General features: G+C 62.4%; 16 protein-coding genes. 8 read left to right on the forward strand and 8 right to left on the reverse strand.

Going from position 1 to position 15,888, the window contains the following annotated elements:
• Positions 1-14 precede the first annotated feature (14 nt).
• The gene (locus tag AAF358_11900) at positions 15-2,276 is read right to left on the reverse strand and encodes a mechanosensitive ion channel domain-containing protein (GenBank protein ID MEM7706251.1); all 2,262 of its coding nucleotides are present in this window, start codon (positions 2,274-2,276) and stop codon (positions 15-17) included.
• An 89-nt stretch (positions 2,277-2,365) separates the two neighbouring features.
• Positions 2,366-3,472, reverse strand: a complete 1,107-nt coding sequence (locus AAF358_11905) for a vWA domain-containing protein (GenBank protein MEM7706252.1) — start codon at positions 3,470-3,472, stop codon at positions 2,366-2,368.
• A gap of 247 nt (positions 3,473-3,719) precedes the next feature.
• Here AAF358_11905 and AAF358_11910 point away from each other — a divergent pair, with 247 nt between their 5' ends.
• The 5 genes from AAF358_11910 to msrB all read left to right on the forward strand — a co-directional run bounded on the left by AAF358_11910 (position 3,720) and on the right by msrB (position 7,503).
• On the forward strand, positions 3,720-4,604 hold the full coding sequence (locus tag AAF358_11910) for a DNA-formamidopyrimidine glycosylase family protein (protein MEM7706253.1): 885 nt from the start codon (positions 3,720-3,722) through the stop codon (positions 4,602-4,604).
• 153 nt (positions 4,605-4,757) lie between these two features.
• The gene (locus tag AAF358_11915; protein ID MEM7706254.1) at positions 4,758-5,213 is read left to right on the forward strand and encodes an Hsp20 family protein; all 456 of its coding nucleotides are present in this window, start codon (positions 4,758-4,760) and stop codon (positions 5,211-5,213) included.
• 449 nt (positions 5,214-5,662) lie between these two features.
• Positions 5,663-5,932, forward strand: a complete 270-nt coding sequence (locus AAF358_11920) for a DUF4404 family protein (GenBank protein ID MEM7706255.1) — start codon at positions 5,663-5,665, stop codon at positions 5,930-5,932.
• The gene (locus AAF358_11925; GenBank protein MEM7706256.1) at positions 5,932-6,855 is read left to right on the forward strand and encodes a hypothetical protein; all 924 of its coding nucleotides are present in this window, start codon (positions 5,932-5,934) and stop codon (positions 6,853-6,855) included. Before AAF358_11920 ends, AAF358_11925 begins: the two co-directional genes overlap by 1 nt.
• 195 nt (positions 6,856-7,050) lie before the next feature.
• On the forward strand, positions 7,051-7,503 hold the full coding sequence (gene msrB / locus AAF358_11930) for a peptide-methionine (R)-S-oxide reductase MsrB (protein ID MEM7706257.1): 453 nt from the start codon (positions 7,051-7,053) through the stop codon (positions 7,501-7,503).
• 45 nt (positions 7,504-7,548) lie between these two features.
• On the opposite strand, the gene AAF358_11935 is transcribed toward msrB, so the two are convergent.
• Genes AAF358_11935 through AAF358_11945 form a run of 3 tightly spaced genes read right to left on the reverse strand, consistent with a single transcriptional unit; the run spans position 7,549 to position 10,561 of the window.
• Positions 7,549-9,243, reverse strand: a complete 1,695-nt coding sequence (locus AAF358_11935) for a HEAT repeat domain-containing protein (GenBank protein MEM7706258.1) — start codon at positions 9,241-9,243, stop codon at positions 7,549-7,551.
• 9 nt (positions 9,244-9,252) lie between these two features.
• The gene (locus AAF358_11940) at positions 9,253-9,975 is read right to left on the reverse strand and encodes a hypothetical protein (protein ID MEM7706259.1); all 723 of its coding nucleotides are present in this window, start codon (positions 9,973-9,975) and stop codon (positions 9,253-9,255) included.
• Positions 9,976-10,021: 46 nt separating this feature from the next.
• Positions 10,022-10,561 (reverse strand): RNA polymerase sigma factor, encoded by a 540-nt coding sequence (locus tag AAF358_11945; GenBank protein ID MEM7706260.1) that lies wholly within the window; start codon positions 10,559-10,561, stop codon positions 10,022-10,024.
• Between the two features lie 206 nt (positions 10,562-10,767).
• On the opposite strand from AAF358_11945, the gene AAF358_11950 reads away from it, so the two are divergent.
• Together AAF358_11950 and AAF358_11955 are read left to right on the forward strand one after the other, a co-directional pair.
• The gene (locus AAF358_11950) at positions 10,768-11,187 is read left to right on the forward strand and encodes a hypothetical protein (protein ID MEM7706261.1); all 420 of its coding nucleotides are present in this window, start codon (positions 10,768-10,770) and stop codon (positions 11,185-11,187) included.
• A 95-nt stretch (positions 11,188-11,282) separates the two neighbouring features.
• The gene (locus AAF358_11955; protein ID MEM7706262.1) at positions 11,283-11,669 is read left to right on the forward strand and encodes a hypothetical protein; all 387 of its coding nucleotides are present in this window, start codon (positions 11,283-11,285) and stop codon (positions 11,667-11,669) included.
• On the opposite strand, the gene AAF358_11960 is transcribed toward AAF358_11955, so the two are convergent.
• From AAF358_11960 to AAF358_11970, 3 genes are all read right to left on the reverse strand, one after another.
• Positions 11,654-12,340: a Crp/Fnr family transcriptional regulator gene (locus tag AAF358_11960; protein MEM7706263.1), complete on the reverse strand. Its 687-nt coding sequence runs from the start codon at positions 12,338-12,340 to the stop codon at positions 11,654-11,656. The genes AAF358_11955 and AAF358_11960 overlap by 16 nt on opposite strands.
• A 37-nt stretch (positions 12,341-12,377) precedes the next feature.
• Entirely contained in the window at positions 12,378-13,151 is a 774-nt protein-coding gene (locus AAF358_11965; GenBank protein ID MEM7706264.1) for a peroxiredoxin-like family protein, read from the reverse strand.
• Positions 13,152-13,228: 77 nt separating this feature from the next.
• Positions 13,229-13,690, reverse strand: coding sequence for a flavodoxin family protein (locus AAF358_11970; GenBank protein MEM7706265.1), 462 nt, complete (start codon positions 13,688-13,690; stop codon positions 13,229-13,231).
• A 176-nt stretch (positions 13,691-13,866) separates the two neighbouring features.
• Here AAF358_11970 and AAF358_11975 point away from each other — a divergent pair, with 176 nt between their 5' ends.
• Entirely contained in the window at positions 13,867-15,792 is a 1,926-nt protein-coding gene (locus tag AAF358_11975; GenBank protein ID MEM7706266.1) for a PQQ-binding-like beta-propeller repeat protein, read from the forward strand.
• Positions 15,793-15,888: the final 96 nt, after the last annotated feature.

The following is a 15,888-nucleotide window of genomic DNA, read 5'->3' on the forward strand; positions in this document are numbered from 1 at the left end:
CGCGATCGGCTTCGCTAGTCGCTGGCTCTGCCGGTCTCGGCGCCGGAATCTAGCGGAATGACGTTGCCTGGCTCAGGATCTAAAGCGATACCGCTGCCGGCGCTGTTGCTGCGGATGTGCAGATCCCGCTGCGGGAACGGAATTTCGATGCCGGCCTGCGCCAGGCCACTCTCAAGTTCCCACATGTAGGCAGCCCTGGCCCGGCCGGGCCGCTGCACGCCGCTCCGGTTGACCCAAACCAGCAGCTGGAAATCCAGCGAGTTGTCGCCGAAGTTCACGAGCCTGATCTGCGGCTCATGCGCGGGAATATGTTTCAGGGTGTAGTCCACGCGTTCGGTGGCTTCCAGCGCAACTTGTTTCACCAGGTCTTTGTCGGTGCCGTAAGCCACGCCAAAGTTGACCCGCAGTCGCGCGAAGCCCTCGACCATCGTCCAGTTCACCAGCCGGGTGCTGACGAATTCCGAGTTGGGCACCACAACGTCCACGTTGTCATTGGTGTTGATGCGGGTGGCGCGCACGCTGATCTCTCGGACGGTGCCGCGCAGGCCCGAATCGAGCTCGACGTAATCACCCACCTTCAGGCTGCGGTCAAACAGGAGTATCAGACCGGACACAAAATTGTTGACGGTGGTTTGCAGGCCGAAACCAATACCCACCGACAGGGCGCCGGCGATCAGCGCAATGGAGGTGAAGTTGAGCCCGAGCGTCGACAGGCCAATCAGAAACCCGACCGTGATAATCAGGTAGTGAAGAATTCGGCTGGCGGCATACAGTGAGTGAGTCTGGGTGATATGCCGGCGGTCTTTCATCCGCTGCAGCGCCTTGCGAACGAGCCAGGACAGCATGTAGGTGGCGAAGAGAATCAGCGCAACCTTCAGGAGCTCGCCGAGGGTCACCGGGTCATCACCGATGGTGAACGGCGTTAGGTTGACCCACTGGCTCGCGGTGTCCGTCATGCTGTCAAAGGCGAGACGGATGCTCAGCCAGACCGCTGCCCAGCCTGTGTCCGCCCCGGCCAGCTCGCGCGACAGCAGCTCATCAAGCAGCCGCTCCTGCGCCAGCAGGCTGCTCAGTTCCTTAATTTCCCGAAGGTTGTTGACCGCCAACTCCCGCGCCTGCTGATCAGCGTTACGCAGGTCGCGGGCTCGAGCCGTGATGGCATCGCTGGGCGGGTCAAGCAGAAAAGAAACGGTCAGCCGCTGCCAGCCGTTGAACTCCCCCTCGCTCTGGTCCAGCAGGGCGCGTAGTGCGTCCAGGTGCTCCTGCAGAACCGCCGGGTCGACCCCTTCCTCGGTCTGACCCTCGTGCCAGAGGATCACGCCCCGCTGCCGCATGCGCGTCAGGTCCAGTCGGGTTGTCTTGATCAGTGCGGCGAGAAGCTGCTGTCGAATCAGCTGCGCTCGGACCTGCCCCTGCGGCGTGGTCTCGTCAACCTCCAGCAACTCCCGGCGCCTGACGTCCAGGGAAGTCTGCGCTTCACCAAGCTGGTCAGCCAGCGAGTCAAGCTCCTGCTGCGCGGCCTCGAGTTCGAATCCCTCCGGCGATAGCTGGGCGCGGCCGACCACCAGCTGCTGACGATACTGATTGATCTCCCGCTCCAGCCGCTTTTGCCTGGCCTCGGCCCGTCCGTCCCGCAGCTCGAGCACCGCCAGGCTGGCACGGCTTGCAATGGCCAGGATTGAGGTGCTGAGCGCACCGATCGAGCCTTCGTCCTCAGCGCGGTGTTTGAGGATGTCAGCGTCGTAGCGGCTACGCGATTGGGCCAGCAGGTCCTTAGAGCCGGTGAGATTTTCATTCAGGTCGGTCAGCGCGATTTCACGCGTGCGAATCTCGTCAGCGCTGTTGAACAAATCGTTGAGGCTGAACGCCCCGTCGGTCCTGACGATGATGTCGGGCGTGTCGTCGGCTTCCCGACCGAGTTCCTCAGCAAACGCATCCAGGCGTTCTTTGGCGACTTCAGCGCGCTGCGGGATATCGCCGCTGTCCGCCACAGAAAGCGACAGCACCGCCTCGTCGATCGCGGTTTTGAGTGCAGCGATACGGGCGGCGCGGTCGACGTCAGGCCCAGAGATGGCGTTCCACCAGCCGGGCTGCAGGCGCCCAACTTCGGGCATCGGGATTTCGGGGGTCTCACTTTCACCGCCGCCCAGGGGCAAGGATTGGCCCCAAGCGATCCCGGGCAGCAGTCCCTGACCCAGCATCACGATCAGCACCATGATCGGTGCTAGCGTGAAGCGCTTGACTCGATGGTGATTGGCTAGGCAGCGCTGTCTCATATGTTTAAAGAATAGCATTGCTGCCGGCTCACTCACTCCGGCGCCTTTTGGACTCGTGCTGAACTACAACGAACTGGTAAGTCAAGACACTAAAGCTGGCGCAGCAATACCTGACTCACCTGTGCCGAAAAACTGTTTTGCGAGCGCTGGTCTTCGATCAGCACGCGGCGCTGTTTGAGAAGCTGGCCGATCAGCGACTGAAGCGCCTCGCGTTCCGCTCGAATCTCGCCGAGAGCGTGGCTGAGCTCTTCAGCGTTCATGCTGCGTAATGATGCGGGAAGCTGGCGGGCGTCGAGCACATCGAGATGAGTGCGACCTTCAGCTAGATCCTGGATCAGGTCACCCTCACGATGGAGCACTCGCTCCGAAGCGTTGCCAAACGCCAGTCGTTCGATCTGCTCGCCGTCTCCCAGATCCTCGGTCTCGCGTGCATGATCGAGCGTGTCAGTCTGCTGAAGGTCGTTGCCGTAGGGGACGATGGTGGCATTAAGCCGAGCGCTTAGCGCAACAAGGTCCTGATCCATGGGCGTGGCGGGATCGGGAGCGTCCCGTCCCGTCGGCAGATGTAGCAGGCTTCCCGAGCCCAGGCTCTCCAGCTCCTCAAAGCTGCGGCGGGTGTCGCTCGCGTTGCCGATCAATACGGGGTTGATGACCACACCCTGCCTGTGCGCCTGGGCCAGGATCTCTGGATACTGAGGCTCGTCGGGGTAGATCTTCGGCGGCGCGTCACCGATCAGAAAAATCACGCGGAGGGTTGCATCGCCGGAATCCCAGCCTGCTCGCTGGATGGTTTCAAACAGTGCCTGGTGCACCGCCTCGGGCGTGTCGCCGCCACCGCCGGCGCTGAGTTCGGACAGCTTCGCATGGATGTGATCGAGATCTTCCGTCAAGGGAGATAGCCGTGTGACGTAGCTGTCTTCCCGGTCTCGATAAGCCATCAGACATAGCCGTAGCCGGGGGCGGGCGTCGGATCGGGCGATCTGGTTTGCGATGTACCACACCTTTTCTTTGGCGGTCTGAATCGCCGCCGACATCGAGCCTGTGGTGTCCAGCACGAAGCAGGCGTCCACCTGCCGGTATCGCGCTGAATCGACTAAGGCCGACTTGGCCGGCGGGGGGCTGACCGCGGGTTGAGCCTGGGATTGGGCCCGGGCAGTCGGCCAGGCGAGGAGGAGAGCCAGAAGCAGTAAACGCATGGGTCTTATCACCGATGAGAGGACAGGTGGCTGAGCTTGTCGCCTTGGGTGGGTATTTCTGTGGCGCCGCCGGGTCTTTCATAGGGCTCTGCGTTCCACCTACCCGACGCGGCGCCGGCCCTCACTCTCCGCGCCCGCTGGCTTCAACCGCCGGTAGGGTGGCCGCTCGTCAACCGATCACAAACCGATAATTCGGCAGGCCGTACCTTCTTTTGGCATAGTTCCGTCCTGCAACCCGGAGCCCCGCGTGCCCGAGATACCCGACATCAAGCTTTACCGTGATGCGCTCGCCGCCCGGCTCGTCGGCAAGAAGCTCCTGGGGATGCGGGTCGGCTCGCCGTTTGTGCTGCGCAGCGTTTCACCGGCGCCCGGAGATCTGGTCGACCGTAAGATCCTGGAGGTGGGCCACATGGCCAAGCAGCTCCTCCTGACGCTGGAAGATGAGCACTTCATCCTGATTCATCTGATGATCGCCGGGCGCTTCCGATGGTCAAAGGCGGGCGCCAAGATTCCGCGTGGCAGCGGTCTGGCGGCCTGGGATTTTGCTCATGGGACGCTCATCCTTACGGAGGCCAGCAAGAAAAAGCGTGCGTCGATTCACCTGCTCAAAGGGCGCGAGGCGCTGGTGCCGTTTGACCGGGGTGGTGTGGACCCACTGACCTGCAGCCCCGAGGCGTTCCGCCAACGCCTGACGGAAGTGGGCCACACGCTGAAGCGTGCGCTCACCGACCAGCGTCTGCTCGCTGGCATTGGCAACGCCTACTCCGACGAAATCCTGTTTGCGGCCCGTCTGTCCCCGCTCCAGCTCACGCGAAACCTTAGCGACGAGGAGTGGCAGCGTCTCTATCGGGCAACGCAACGCACATTAAACGTATGGATCGAGCGGCTCGCAGACGAGTCGGGTGATCGGTTCCCCGCGAAAGTCACCGCATTTCGTCCTGAGATGGCCGTACACGGTCGCTATGGGGAGCCGTGCCTGGTGTGCGGCAGCCCCGTGCAGCGCATTCAGTACGCCAGCAACGAGGCCAACTATTGCGCCCGCTGCCAGACCGGTGGCCGCCTGTTGTCGGATCGGGTACTGGCTCGCCTGCTGAAAAGCAGCTGGCCGCGCAGCATCGACGAGCTGGAATAGTTGTTGGGCTGAGGGGGCAGGCGGAGCGCCAGACCCCTTGAAAAAAGCCGGCGAGATTCCCACCTATTCTTCGTGGTCGCCTGATGGGGCCACGTTTTCGGCCGCACGATGACGTGGGCCACAACACAACCTATTGCTTCTAAGGAGAATAGTATGACCTCTTTTGATTTCAGCCCGCTGTATCGCTCCGCTATTGGCTTTGAGCGCATGGCCAACCTGCTAAGCAACGCCAGCCGCGTCGAGCAAAGCAGCGGCTTTCCCCCGTACAACATCGAATCCACCGGAGAAGACCACTACCGCATTACCATGGCGGTGGCAGGATTCGCGGAGGAAGACCTCGATATCACCTCCGAGCAGAACACGCTGACCGTTGTCGGTGCCCGCAAGCAGCAGGACGACAAGCGGGAGTTCCTGTATCGCGGAATCGCGGAACGGTCTTTCGAACGTCGCTTTCAGCTCGCCGACCACGTCCGGGTTATTGGCGCCCGGCTGGAGAACGGCCTGCTTCACATCGACCTGGTCCGGGAATTGCCCGAGGCGATGAAGCCGCAGAAGGTTCGAATCGAAGGTGCAAAAAATTTGCTTGAGGGTGACCAAGCAGCCGCCTGATCGAGCATTAACCAGACCAAAAGGGCGTCCTCGGGCGCCCTTTTTTTATGCGGTTTTTGCGGCTTTTTTGTACTCGGCCTTTCCGAGTGTCAATGTAAGTGACTGATTTGCCAAATGGCCTTATGCACACCCGGATTTGGGCCGTCACAAACGTGAAATATAGCTGTCATAATTGGCTTGGCTTTCCCGGCGAATGCTGTAAGTGATTGATTCTTAGAAGCTAAACGGGATGAGCAAATTTTGATCAAAGTGCAGCGGGCCCATATGTTTGGTCGGTTTGAGTGACCGCGACAAGGGGATGTCCACATACTTATCCACAGGATATGTGGACAAGAAGCGAAACGTATTTTGGCTCAAGTAGTTGGCGGCGATACCGATGAACAACTCTTAACTAAGTGCCCTAACTGCGCTCGGCGCCGTAGAAGAGCACTGCTACTATAGACGCCATAATGAGTCAACGCCGTCAACAGCTGCTGACACTGCTCGAATCGTTACGATCCGAGCTCTCGCAGGTCACGCTCGATGAAGCCCGAGCCGCCGAGCTGACGCGTCTGATCGACGCCATGGAGGAGCAGATTCCGGAGCAGGACGATCCGTCGGTGCATCCCGATCTGCTTAAGGAACTCAACCGCGAGGCGACCAGCCTTGAGGTCGAGCATCCCGACACCGTGGCGACGGTGCGAACGCTGATCAATATGTTGAGCAATCTGGGTATCTAATGCCGTCGCGAGACTACCAGATCGTGTTTCGCGGCCGGGTTACGCCCGGAACTACGCCGGAACAGGCCAGGGAGAACCTGGCAAAGCTGTTCAAAGCTCAGCCAGCGCAGGTCGAGAAACTGTTCGACGGTCGCCGGCAGGTGCTGAAGAAGGGACTCGAGCGTGAGGCGGCGGATCGCTATCGTACGGCGCTCAGGCAAGCCGGACTGATCGTGTCGGTGGTCAGCGCTGAAACCGAGCGCAGTGCCCAGGCCCGAGTGACACCACCGCAAGAAGATCCGCCCAGCACACCGCCACCGGCCGAGTCCGCTCCGTCACCGGGTCGCGCCAGCTTTGCCATCGACGATCCTGCTGAGTCGGTAAGCACCGGTAAGGCGGTGTTTCAGGTTGACGACTCGCCAGGTGACGCGCCGGAAGCTGGAGCTGCGGAAACCGCTGGTGCCGCAGAGCCGGCCGAGCCCAATAGCGAGGACGTCGCCGTGGCCGCCGCCGACGCCGAACAGCCGGACACGGCCGAGCTGGCCCCGGTTGGCGTTCAGCTGGTTGCACCGGAAGTCATCGAGCCGCTGACCTTCGATCTGGCTGACATAGAGCTTGCGGAGGCGGGTGAGTTGGTCGACGAAACGGCGCCGCCGCCCCCGCTGGAGGTCGATACGAGCAGCCTCAGCGCCAGCGAAGCATTCGACGCGTTGGACGAACACGAAGCGCCGGCAGCGCCGGAAATCGATTTGAGCGGGTTTGATGTCGCCAGCGATGAGGGGCCGGTGGATTCCGCTGAACCCCCGGCAGCGCCCGAGATCGATACCAGCGGCCTCTCGGTCACCGAAGAATTCGATAGTCTAGACCCCGATCAGCGCGAACCGACACCCTCGATCGACACCAGCCATCTGGAGCTCCTCCCCGGGCCTGAATCTGACGCCTGAGCTAACTCGCTGCTTCTCTGCAATTTTTCTTCACTTAACGCGGTCTACTATGAGACCTGCGACAATTTGGAAGAAAGCATGAAACGTCGAGTGTTTGTTGCGAGTGCGGCCGCTGCCGCAGTGGGTGCCGCCAGCATCAGCGGCTGGGCAGCCAATCAGCGAAGGGTACCGATGACCGATAGCGATATTGAGGACATGCAGGCTCGCTGGCAGGATTTCCTGGCAGAGAACCACGGTCTGGATCTCTCTCTTGATCCATTTGAGCTGACCGACGCGCAGTGGCGCGAGCAGCTCGCGTCAGACCTGGCCTACAACGTTCTCCGCCGCGAGGGCACGGAGCGAGCGGGTTCCCATCCGTACAACGTTGAGAAACGGCCCGGCGTCTTCGCCTGCGCCGGCTGTGGGCTCCCCCTGTTTACCTCCGAGATGAAGTATGACAGCGGGACCGGCTGGCCAAGCTTCTTTACCGAAATTCCCGGCCATCTGGCGACCAAGCGAGACTTCAAGCTGGTGTGGCCCCGGACCGAGTACCACTGTATCCGCTGTGGCGGGCACCAGGGCCACGTGTTCGACGACGGCCCGGCGCCTACCCGTCAGCGCTTCTGCAACAACGGCGTGGCGCTGAAGTTTGTCCCGCTAGAGTCCTGAGCTTCAGATTTGCAGTGGCCGGCCGGTGCCGGTCACTGCGGTTGGTCATCGCTCCAGCCACTCGAAGAGATACTCATCCGCCTCTTCTGAGTCCATCACGACGAGAGCCTCGATCAATCGACGCTTGAAGGTCGGGTCGGTCTCTTCCTCCAGGGCCATCACGACCGCCTCATCGGACTCCTGGATCATCCAGGTCTCCACCACCACCGACTTTTCTTCAGGCGTGCCGTTGCGATAGATCCGCAGCAGCTCCTCGTCAGCGCTGACGTCCATCACCGCCATGGCCCGGATCGCTTCGGCACGCAGCTGCGGGTCGGTTTCGGTCTTCAGAATACCGCGCACGCCCTCTTCGTTGTCCCCGGCCATCATGTGCTGCAGGGCGGTGCGCTTGAGCTCGGGTGTCGCGAGGCTCGGATACAGGTTCGTGAGTCGCTCTCCTTCATCCAGCATGCCCAGCGTCTGGATCGCCATCATCACAATCTCGGGGTTGCTGTTGCTGCGAATCATGTCGACCGCAATCTCGGCGCCGTCGTCCAGCAGCATCAGCGCCTCCAGCATCGCGCGGTCAACCTCGGGCGATTGCCCCCGAAGCTCCCGATAAAGATCCATGACCGCCTCGCTTTCGTCGAGGATGGCCAGCGTCTGGATGGCCCTTCGCGACACTTCGGGGCTCGTGCTGCGCCGGGCGACCGCCAGGACCGTTTCCGCGCCGGAATCCATGATCGTGACCGCCTCAAGAATGGCCACCAGCTCCTCGGGACTGGTGGCGGTGGCGGCCAGCCTCGCCAGCATCTCGTCGCTGCTGCCGTCGTCGCCGGCCATGCCGAGGCTGCGGATGGCCGTTACGCGCAGCTCCGGGTCGGTCTCCGATTCGATGATGCCCGCCAGTTCGGACACGTCGCCGCTGATCGCCAGCGCCTCGAGCACCGCTCCCCGTTCCCGGGTGCCCGGCAGGTTACGGTAGATACCTTTGAGCTCTTCAACGGCGCCCATGCCACCCAGGGTCACAATACCGTGACGCTGGAGATCAGCGCTTTTTTCCTGCCCGATGAGTCTGGCCAGCGCCTCCGGCTCATCGGCCATCAGGTGTGCATCGATAATCGCGCGACGCACAGACTCGGACGTGCTGGCTCGATAGAGCTCCGTCAGCTGGGGAATCGCAGCCCCGTCAGAGCCGGCGCTAAGCATGTGAATCGCCTGGATTTGCAGATCCGGTTCATCGCTGTCCAGGGCCGTGCGCAGCACGAGCTCGTTGGCTTCCGCGCTGTCGCTGGCGGCGAGGATAAACAGCAGCTGCCGGCGCGTGTCGGGATCGGGATTGCCGGCGAGCATATCCCTGATCAGCGGTAGGGCGCGATCGGGGTTGTCGTCAATCAGCCGCTGCAGCGCGAAGAGCCGCAGCTCCGCGTCCTGGCCCACGTCTGGTTCACCCTGGTCTAGCTCGTCGAGCAGGGCCGCGGCATCGTCCGTCCAGGGGCTGTCCGGATAGCGCCGAACCACCTGCTTGGCCACCCCGCCTGCCTCCCGCTCGCGGCCGAGCTGACGCAGCGCGTAAGCCCGCCAGTAAAGCGCTGCGTCGACGCGCTCGCGGCGACGCTCAGCGTCACGAAACGCTTCGACTGCCGCGCTCCAGTCCTTTTCTCGCAGCGCTTCCTGGCCTCGCTCATACGCTTGAGCAGAAGCCTGAGTCGACCAGCTGACCAGGCCCAACAGCAACGACAACGTGCATAAAATCTTCATAAAGCTTCCTTAGATTCGATTTTCTTCCGTCAATGAATGACGCAATGCCCGCACCCGGAAAAGCAGATCACTGTCTACATAGTCCCGGACCGGGCCGAGTTCCTGCGTGTCCTGCGCGTTGGACAATTCCAGCAGCAGTGCCTCCATGTCCTGCAGCAGCAGGCTGAGTGGTTGGCTCACCTGGCTGCCGCCCGCTATGCGGTACAGTCGATTGGCCTGCAGCAGCGGTTGCGCACTGGCGCTCAACGATGCCGTTGCCGGCCCGTTGTTGGCCACTTCCGTCAGCAGCAGCTCCGCCTGCTGCAGGTGTAGCGCCAGTTCCCGCATCAGCAGCGTCTGGGCGTCCAGCGCCAGCGCGGGTTCCGCTGGCTGGTTCATCGTCTGACCCATCATGAAGGCCACCACACCCACCACCAGCAGTGCGGCAATGCCCGCCAGCGAAAACCGCGGTGCCAGCAGCATCCTGCGCCAGCGGGACGCTGGTGCCGCCGACGAGGCGGCGCTCGACCCCAGCTCAGGAACCAGGCGCTGCCACACCTGCTGCGGATAGTCCGGGCCGGGGGTCGGAAGCGGCGCCTGCTCAATCCGAGCCAGGCCCTGACTCAGCGCTTCGAGCCGCGCTGACAGCTCGGGATCACTAGCCACTCTGGCCGCCAACGACGGATCGTCGTGCTCACCGTAATAAAGCATGAGCAGGTCGATATCCGAGATTGGTTCCTTAGGTTTGTTCATCGATGTAAGTTCCTAGTGTCCGCCTGACAAGACGGATTGCCGGCGCTCATGCCAGCGCCTCCAGCTGGTCTCGCATTTTGTGTACCGCGCGGAAAATCGCCTGCTTGCACGCGCTGTTGCCGATCTCCAGCAGCTCACAGATTTCGCTGATGGAGTGGCCTTCGAAGTGCCGCAACGTGAACGCGGTCCGTTCCATATCGCTGAGCCGCTGCAGGGCGGTCATCGTCCTGCGCAGCAGATCTTCGCTTTCTGCCGGGCAGCTCTCGGCGGCCCGGGGCTCCGGCGCGTAGTCCGGCTGTTCGTCGACTTCAAAGCGCTGCCGGCTCTTTTGCTTGCGCATGAGGTCCAGCGCCGCGTTGACCGTAATCCGGTGAATCCAGGTGCCGAAGCGAGCCCGGCCGTCAAACTTTTCCAGGCTCCGGTGGGCCTTGATCCAAGCTTCTTGCACCACGTCCTGCGCGGCCGACTCATTGCCCGTCAGGCGCAGCGCCAGGCGGTGCATGGCCTCGGAGTGGTCGAGCACCAGCGTTCGAAACGCCATGCGGTCGCCGCGGCGTGCCTTGTCGACAAGCTCAGCGTCTGACAACACGCTGCACCGGTGGTAAAAGTCGATTCATGCCTGTTGGACGGAGTTGTCCGGCGCGCGGTTAGCCCGAAATGCATGCCGGTACAAAACGAGCCGAATCATGGGCGCGGCCGAGATGTCTGACCAGGCACCTGCCAGGGAACCCACCGCTTGTTCCGCAGCGCAACCACGTGGTGAAATGACGGGGTATCCGCAGGAATATGGCTATGGTCAAAGCTCATTTATCGACTCCGCTGCTGCTGTTGCTGGCCACGCTGGCGGCATTGCTGCCGGCCGGCAGCGCAGACGCCAAAAAAGTCTACATCGAACTCAACGAGGCGGTCGCGCAGTGCGCTGATCAGTGCAACGTGGTCAAGATGCAGTGTCGCGCACACGCCAAAGACCAGTACGACTACTGCAAGGCGGTGTTCCGGGAGCAGCAGCGCCAATTCAACTGGTGTCGCCGCCAGGGTGGAAACTGCATCCGTCCGCAGCGGTGTCCCGTGCTGCAGACGAAGGGTTGCACCATCAACTACGACCTTTGCTTCGAGTCCTGCGGCGGCGTCATCGAGGACAGCAAAGAGCTCAAGAAGCGCCAGAAGGCTGAGGAGAGGGCGGCGCGCGAGGCGGCCAAGGACGAACCCTGACGACGGCGTATCCTGGTCCGGTTGATTTGGCCGGCGGCTTGCGCGTCAACCCCTAACGGCTCTTTGGACCCTGCAGCCATGAGAACAGAAAGACGATGAAAATCGGCCGGCCCATCGTGCTTGCGGGTGCGTTCCTGCTGCTGATTGCGGGCATGGCGGGCTGCGCGGGGCCTGCCAAAAGAGAATATGTTGACCCGCAGGGAGCGGAAGCGGAGCAGTGCCTGCAGTTTTGCCAGCGCGAACGGTTTGTCTGCCGCACCCCCATCCAGCGCCGTGACGAGGACTGTCAATATCGGTACCGGATTGTCTACGCTCAGTTTCTGCGCTGCCTGGAGGTCCGGGGGAATCGTGGTGGATGCGTCAGGCCCGGCCCCTGTCCGGTCCCAAACTACAGCGGCTGCAGCGAAGGCTATGACCAGTGTTTTGTCGGCTGCGGTGGCCGCATCATCGGCGAGGAAGATGACGATTACCGGGTGGACTGAAAACACACCTCGTGCACCGCGTTCCAATCTCGGATGAGCACCCGGCCTCGCGAGAGCTCCAGCCAGCCGGCCTGGCGCCACTCCTGCAGATACTGATTGACGATCTGCCGCGATATCCCCAGAAACTGAGCCAGCTCGCTCTGAGAGATTTCCAGCTGGACCCCCTCGCTGCTCGTTTTGCCCAGGAGCTCCGCCAGCGTCAGCAGGCGGCGCGCCAGGCGGCCCTCCACCGGCATCAGGGAGAACTCTTCGATCAGTTGTGATGACCAGCGCAGCCGATCGCAAAGCAGCGTTAGCAGATCCCGCGCCAGCTGCGGGTTGTCCTCGAGGAGGGGAGTGAAGTGGCTGCGCTGGATCACCAGCAGCCGGCACTTTTCCATGGTGCGGGCCGCGGCCGTGCGGGGCCGCCCGTCGATCAGGGCCACTTCGCCGAGGACGTCGCCGGTCTCCAGCACCGTCAGAGAAAACTCACGTCCATCAGCGCCGGTGATGTAGACCAGCACCTTGCCGCTGGCGATGCCGTAAAGCGCGTCCCCCGGGTCTCCCTGATTGAAGAGCAGGGTGCCCTTGCTGACCTCCCTCGACTGCGCAAGCGCCGCAAGCTGATCCAGCCGCTCGCCCGGGAGATTGCCAAAAAGGAGGCTGTGTTCGAGGATTTCCCGTGGTGTCATGCGCCTACCTTAGCAGGCCCAGTCACTGGGCGGACCGCTAAGGTCCTTGCGATTCACCGTCCACAAAATCGCCGAGCGAGCGCGATGCCATGTTCTCTACGTTCAGGCGTGCGGCGGTGAGCAAAAGCTCCGGCTGAATTCGCCGCGTGTGGTCTGGACTTGAGTATTGAAAAACCACCTCACCGTTTTTCGAGATGATGAAGCTCGATGGGACGGGCAGGGCGCCGGTTTCCAGTCCGCTGTAGCTGGCCAGCAGACGACCACCCTCAAAATAGCGCTCAAGCGTGGTTTGCGACAGCTGATAGGCGATGCCAAAGGCCCGGGCCGCGCTGAGGTCAGAATCCGAATAGAGTTTGTACGGTGCATCGGGGCCGGGGTCGCCAAACGACAGGAGTTCCGGCCGGTCGGGGCTAATGAACCAGATGTCGTAACCCAGCTCGACCAGCTTAGCCTCGATCTTCCGCAGGCCGGAAAACTGCGTGACGCAGTAGGGGCACCAGCCGCCGCGGAAAAAGGTCACTACCACGGGCCGCTCGAGGTGTTTCGGGCTGAACGACAGGCGGCTGCCTGACATGCCGGAAACCTTAAATTCCGGCGCAGGGCTGCCGGGCAGCAGCGGCCTGACGCTCATCGGACCCGTCCCGATGGCGTCATAGTCGGGCATTTCCATGGCCAGCGCGGGCTGGTCGATCAGGCTGCTCGCGCCGAGTGTTCGGGTCTGCGGGTTCTGCGCGAGCGCCAGTCCTGCAGCGCCGAGCAGCGAAAGAAAAAGGGCAAAAAAGCCTAACTTGCGGGTTGTTGAGTGCGTCACCGGATTCTCCCGTCCTGCCAAAAAGTCTCGTTCAAGGGACCGGAGATATCGATTCTGCTTTCGCCATCGGGTGATTCTCAGAAGATTCCGGCTTCAACGCCGGCGCTCAACGTACAGCCCAACGTCTCAACCCGATCGATGAATTCGGCTTCGAACGGCCCTCGCAGCGTCAGCATCGGTTGCACCATCCGCCAGCGCAGGCCGGTGATGATCGTCTCCAGCTGCCGGGCGGTGCCTTGGCCATCCTGGCCGGCGCGAATGTAGATGCCCACCGGAAGCCCCTGGGTGTTCTCCAGGCAGGGATAGTAGATTCGTTCTAAAAAGTCTTTGGTCAGCCCCGCCATCGAGCCAAAGTTCTCGGTTGTCCCGATGATCAGGCCGCCGGCCTCAAGCACGTGGCTGGCCTCCACGTCGCGAGGCGCCAGCTGGACCAGCGCGTCATGCCGTTCGGTGCCGGCCTGCATCCCGCGCAGCAGCGCCTCGGCGAGCGTTTGGGTGTTGTCGCTGGGGGTGTGACAGACCGCAAGGATGGGTTTCATGACTCCGCTGCGCCAGGCTTGCCGTGGAGAGAGATCATTAGCTTAATCGTTTTGGTGAATCAGCGGGTGAGGGGCGGGCGAACCACTGGTCCCTGAACACCACCACTGGTCACAAAATGGCGGCTGCCCCGTGAATTATCTCTTAGGGTGCAAACAAAACCTGGGGACTCCCGTTGATGAAATTCATGACCGCCGCCGCAGCGCTGCTGCTTAGCCTTGCCACGATGGCCGAGCAGCCGGCCGAGGATCTTTCCTGGCAGCATTACGGCGGAACCCTCGCCGGCGATCGGTATTCGCCGCATCGGCAGCTGACGCCTGACAACGTGCAGGCGCTCCGCCAGGTCTGGCAATTCCGCACCGGGGACGCGGCTGACGGCAGTCAGCACAGCCGGTCGAGTTCCTTCAAAGCGACGCCGATCCTCTTCGACGGGCTGCTCTTCGTGGTTTCGGGCTTCAATCGGGTATACGCGCTTGCTCCCGACACGGGCGAACTGCGCTGGCGTTTCGATCCGGAGGTCGACTTTGGCCAAAGCTATTCCGAGCTTTTCACCGCCCGCGGTGTCAGCGCCTGGCGTGGGCCAGGGCGGGGAAGTTGCGCGTCGCGAATCTATCTGGGAACCCTCGATGCCAGGCTTATTGCCCTGGACAGCCAGTCGGGTCGTCCTTGTGAGGACTTCGGTCAGGGCGGTGTCGTAAATCTGAGCCGGGGGATCGCAAGTTTTCGCCGTGGCGAGTATTCGCTGACCTCGCCGGTGACGGTCGTCGGTACTACGCTGATCGTGGGGTCTTCGATCGGAGACAACGGTGGCGTGCGCCTGGAGCCTGGCACCGTGCGCGCCTTTGATGCTCGCAGCGGCGACCTGAAGTGGTCGTTCGACCCGGTCCCCAAGAACCCCGGGCAAAGCGAGGCCGCGGGCTGGGACTCTAGCCAGGCGGCACGCACCGGCGGCGGCAACATGTGGTCTGTCGCGTCGGCGAGCGAGGCGCTCGGCTTGGTGTATGTGCCAACAACCAGTCCATCGCCTGACTTTTTTGGTGGTGAGCGAAAGGGTCCGAACAGCTATGCCAACTCGGTTGTTGCGCTCGACCTCGAGAGCGGCGCCGTCCGCTGGCATTTTCAAACCGTTCATCACGACCTCTGGGACTACGACCTGGCGGCGCAGCCGGCGCTCACCCGGCTATCCGAGGGCGGCCCGCTGATGCTGCTCCAGGCGACCAAGATGGGTCACCTGTTTGCACTCAACGCAGCGACCGGCGAGCCGCTGTTTCCGGTCGGCGAGCGTGCCGTTCCGGCGTCGGACGTACCTGGCGAAGCCGCAGCGGTCACCCAGCCTTTTCCGGCGCCAGCCCTGGCGCTGCATCCTGACAGTTTTGAGCTTTGGGGCCACAGTCCGGCCATGAAAAGCTACTGTGCTCAGCTGCTCGAGGGGCGACGCTGGGAGGGGCTTTTCACGCCTCCGAGCCTGGAGGGCAGCGTTCTTTATCCGGGCAACGGCGGCGGTACCAACTGGGGTTCCATGAGCGTGGATGCAGCCCGTGGTATTGCGGTGCTGGGCATCAATCGACTCCCCACGGTGGTCGAGCTGATTCCGCGAAAGGAGTTCAAAAAACGTCGGCGAAAGGAGGAGGGCGGCCCTCAGGGTGTGCAGTTCACGAGCCAGTCCGGCACGCCCTACGGCATGGCCCGCTATGACGTTTACGATCCCGAACAGGTATTACCCTGCCATCGTGGCCCCTGGGGAACCTGGGTGGCGGTGGATCTGAGGCAGGGCCGGGTGCTGTGGGAGACGCCGGCCGGGCCTTTCCCAAACGCCAAAGATCACCCCGAAGCCCGAAACTGGGGTTCGTTGCTGTCCGGTGGGCCTGTAATGACCGCTGGTGGACTAACGCTCGCCCCGTCCCGCTGGGATCGGACGCTGATGGTGATGGCCAGCGACACCGGCGATGTTCTGACGCGGATTACGCTGCCGGCGCAACCGCAGGCGACACCGATGACGTACCAAATGAATGGCCGACAGTACGTGGTCTTGACGGCCGGCGGCAGTCAGCCGGAGGGCAGCATGCCGGGAGATTTTGTGCTGGCGTTTGCTCTGCCTGAGTAAGCGGTCTACTCCTAGCTGAACCGGGTCGGCGATCAGGGTGCTGCCGCCGCTGCCGGTTTACGTTAGAGTTTTCGGACTGCTGGATTCGATAAGGTG

It is taken from the genome of Pseudomonadota bacterium (assembly GCA_039033415.1).
In the GTDB taxonomy this organism is placed as follows: Bacteria; Pseudomonadota; Gammaproteobacteria; order Xanthomonadales; family SZUA-38; genus JANQOZ01.

Coding starts and splice junctions, on each gene's coding strand:
- AAF358_11935 (MEM7706258.1), bottom strand. CDS start 9,243: ATGAAGATTTTATGCACGTTGTCGTTGCTGTTGGGCCTGGTCAGCTGG.
- AAF358_11950 (MEM7706261.1), top strand. CDS start 10,768: ATGGTCAAAGCTCATTTATCGACTCCGCTGCTGCTGTTGCTGGCCACG.
- AAF358_11960 (MEM7706263.1), bottom strand. CDS start 12,340: ATGACACCACGGGAAATCCTCGAACACAGCCTCCTTTTTGGCAATCTC.
- AAF358_11925 (MEM7706256.1), top strand. CDS start 5,932: ATGCCGTCGCGAGACTACCAGATCGTGTTTCGCGGCCGGGTTACGCCC.
- msrB (MEM7706257.1), top strand. CDS start 7,051: ATGCAGGCTCGCTGGCAGGATTTCCTGGCAGAGAACCACGGTCTGGAT.
- AAF358_11905 (MEM7706252.1), bottom strand. CDS start 3,472: ATGCGTTTACTGCTTCTGGCTCTCCTCCTCGCCTGGCCGACTGCCCGG.
- AAF358_11915 (MEM7706254.1), top strand. CDS start 4,758: ATGACCTCTTTTGATTTCAGCCCGCTGTATCGCTCCGCTATTGGCTTT.
- AAF358_11920 (MEM7706255.1), top strand. CDS start 5,663: ATGAGTCAACGCCGTCAACAGCTGCTGACACTGCTCGAATCGTTACGA.
- AAF358_11940 (MEM7706259.1), bottom strand. CDS start 9,975: ATGAACAAACCTAAGGAACCAATCTCGGATATCGACCTGCTCATGCTT.
- AAF358_11970 (MEM7706265.1), bottom strand. CDS start 13,690: ATGAAACCCATCCTTGCGGTCTGTCACACCCCCAGCGACAACACCCAA.
- AAF358_11975 (MEM7706266.1), top strand. CDS start 13,867: ATGAAATTCATGACCGCCGCCGCAGCGCTGCTGCTTAGCCTTGCCACG.
- AAF358_11900 (MEM7706251.1), bottom strand. CDS start 2,276: ATGAGACAGCGCTGCCTAGCCAATCACCATCGAGTCAAGCGCTTCACG.
- AAF358_11955 (MEM7706262.1), top strand. CDS start 11,283: ATGAAAATCGGCCGGCCCATCGTGCTTGCGGGTGCGTTCCTGCTGCTG.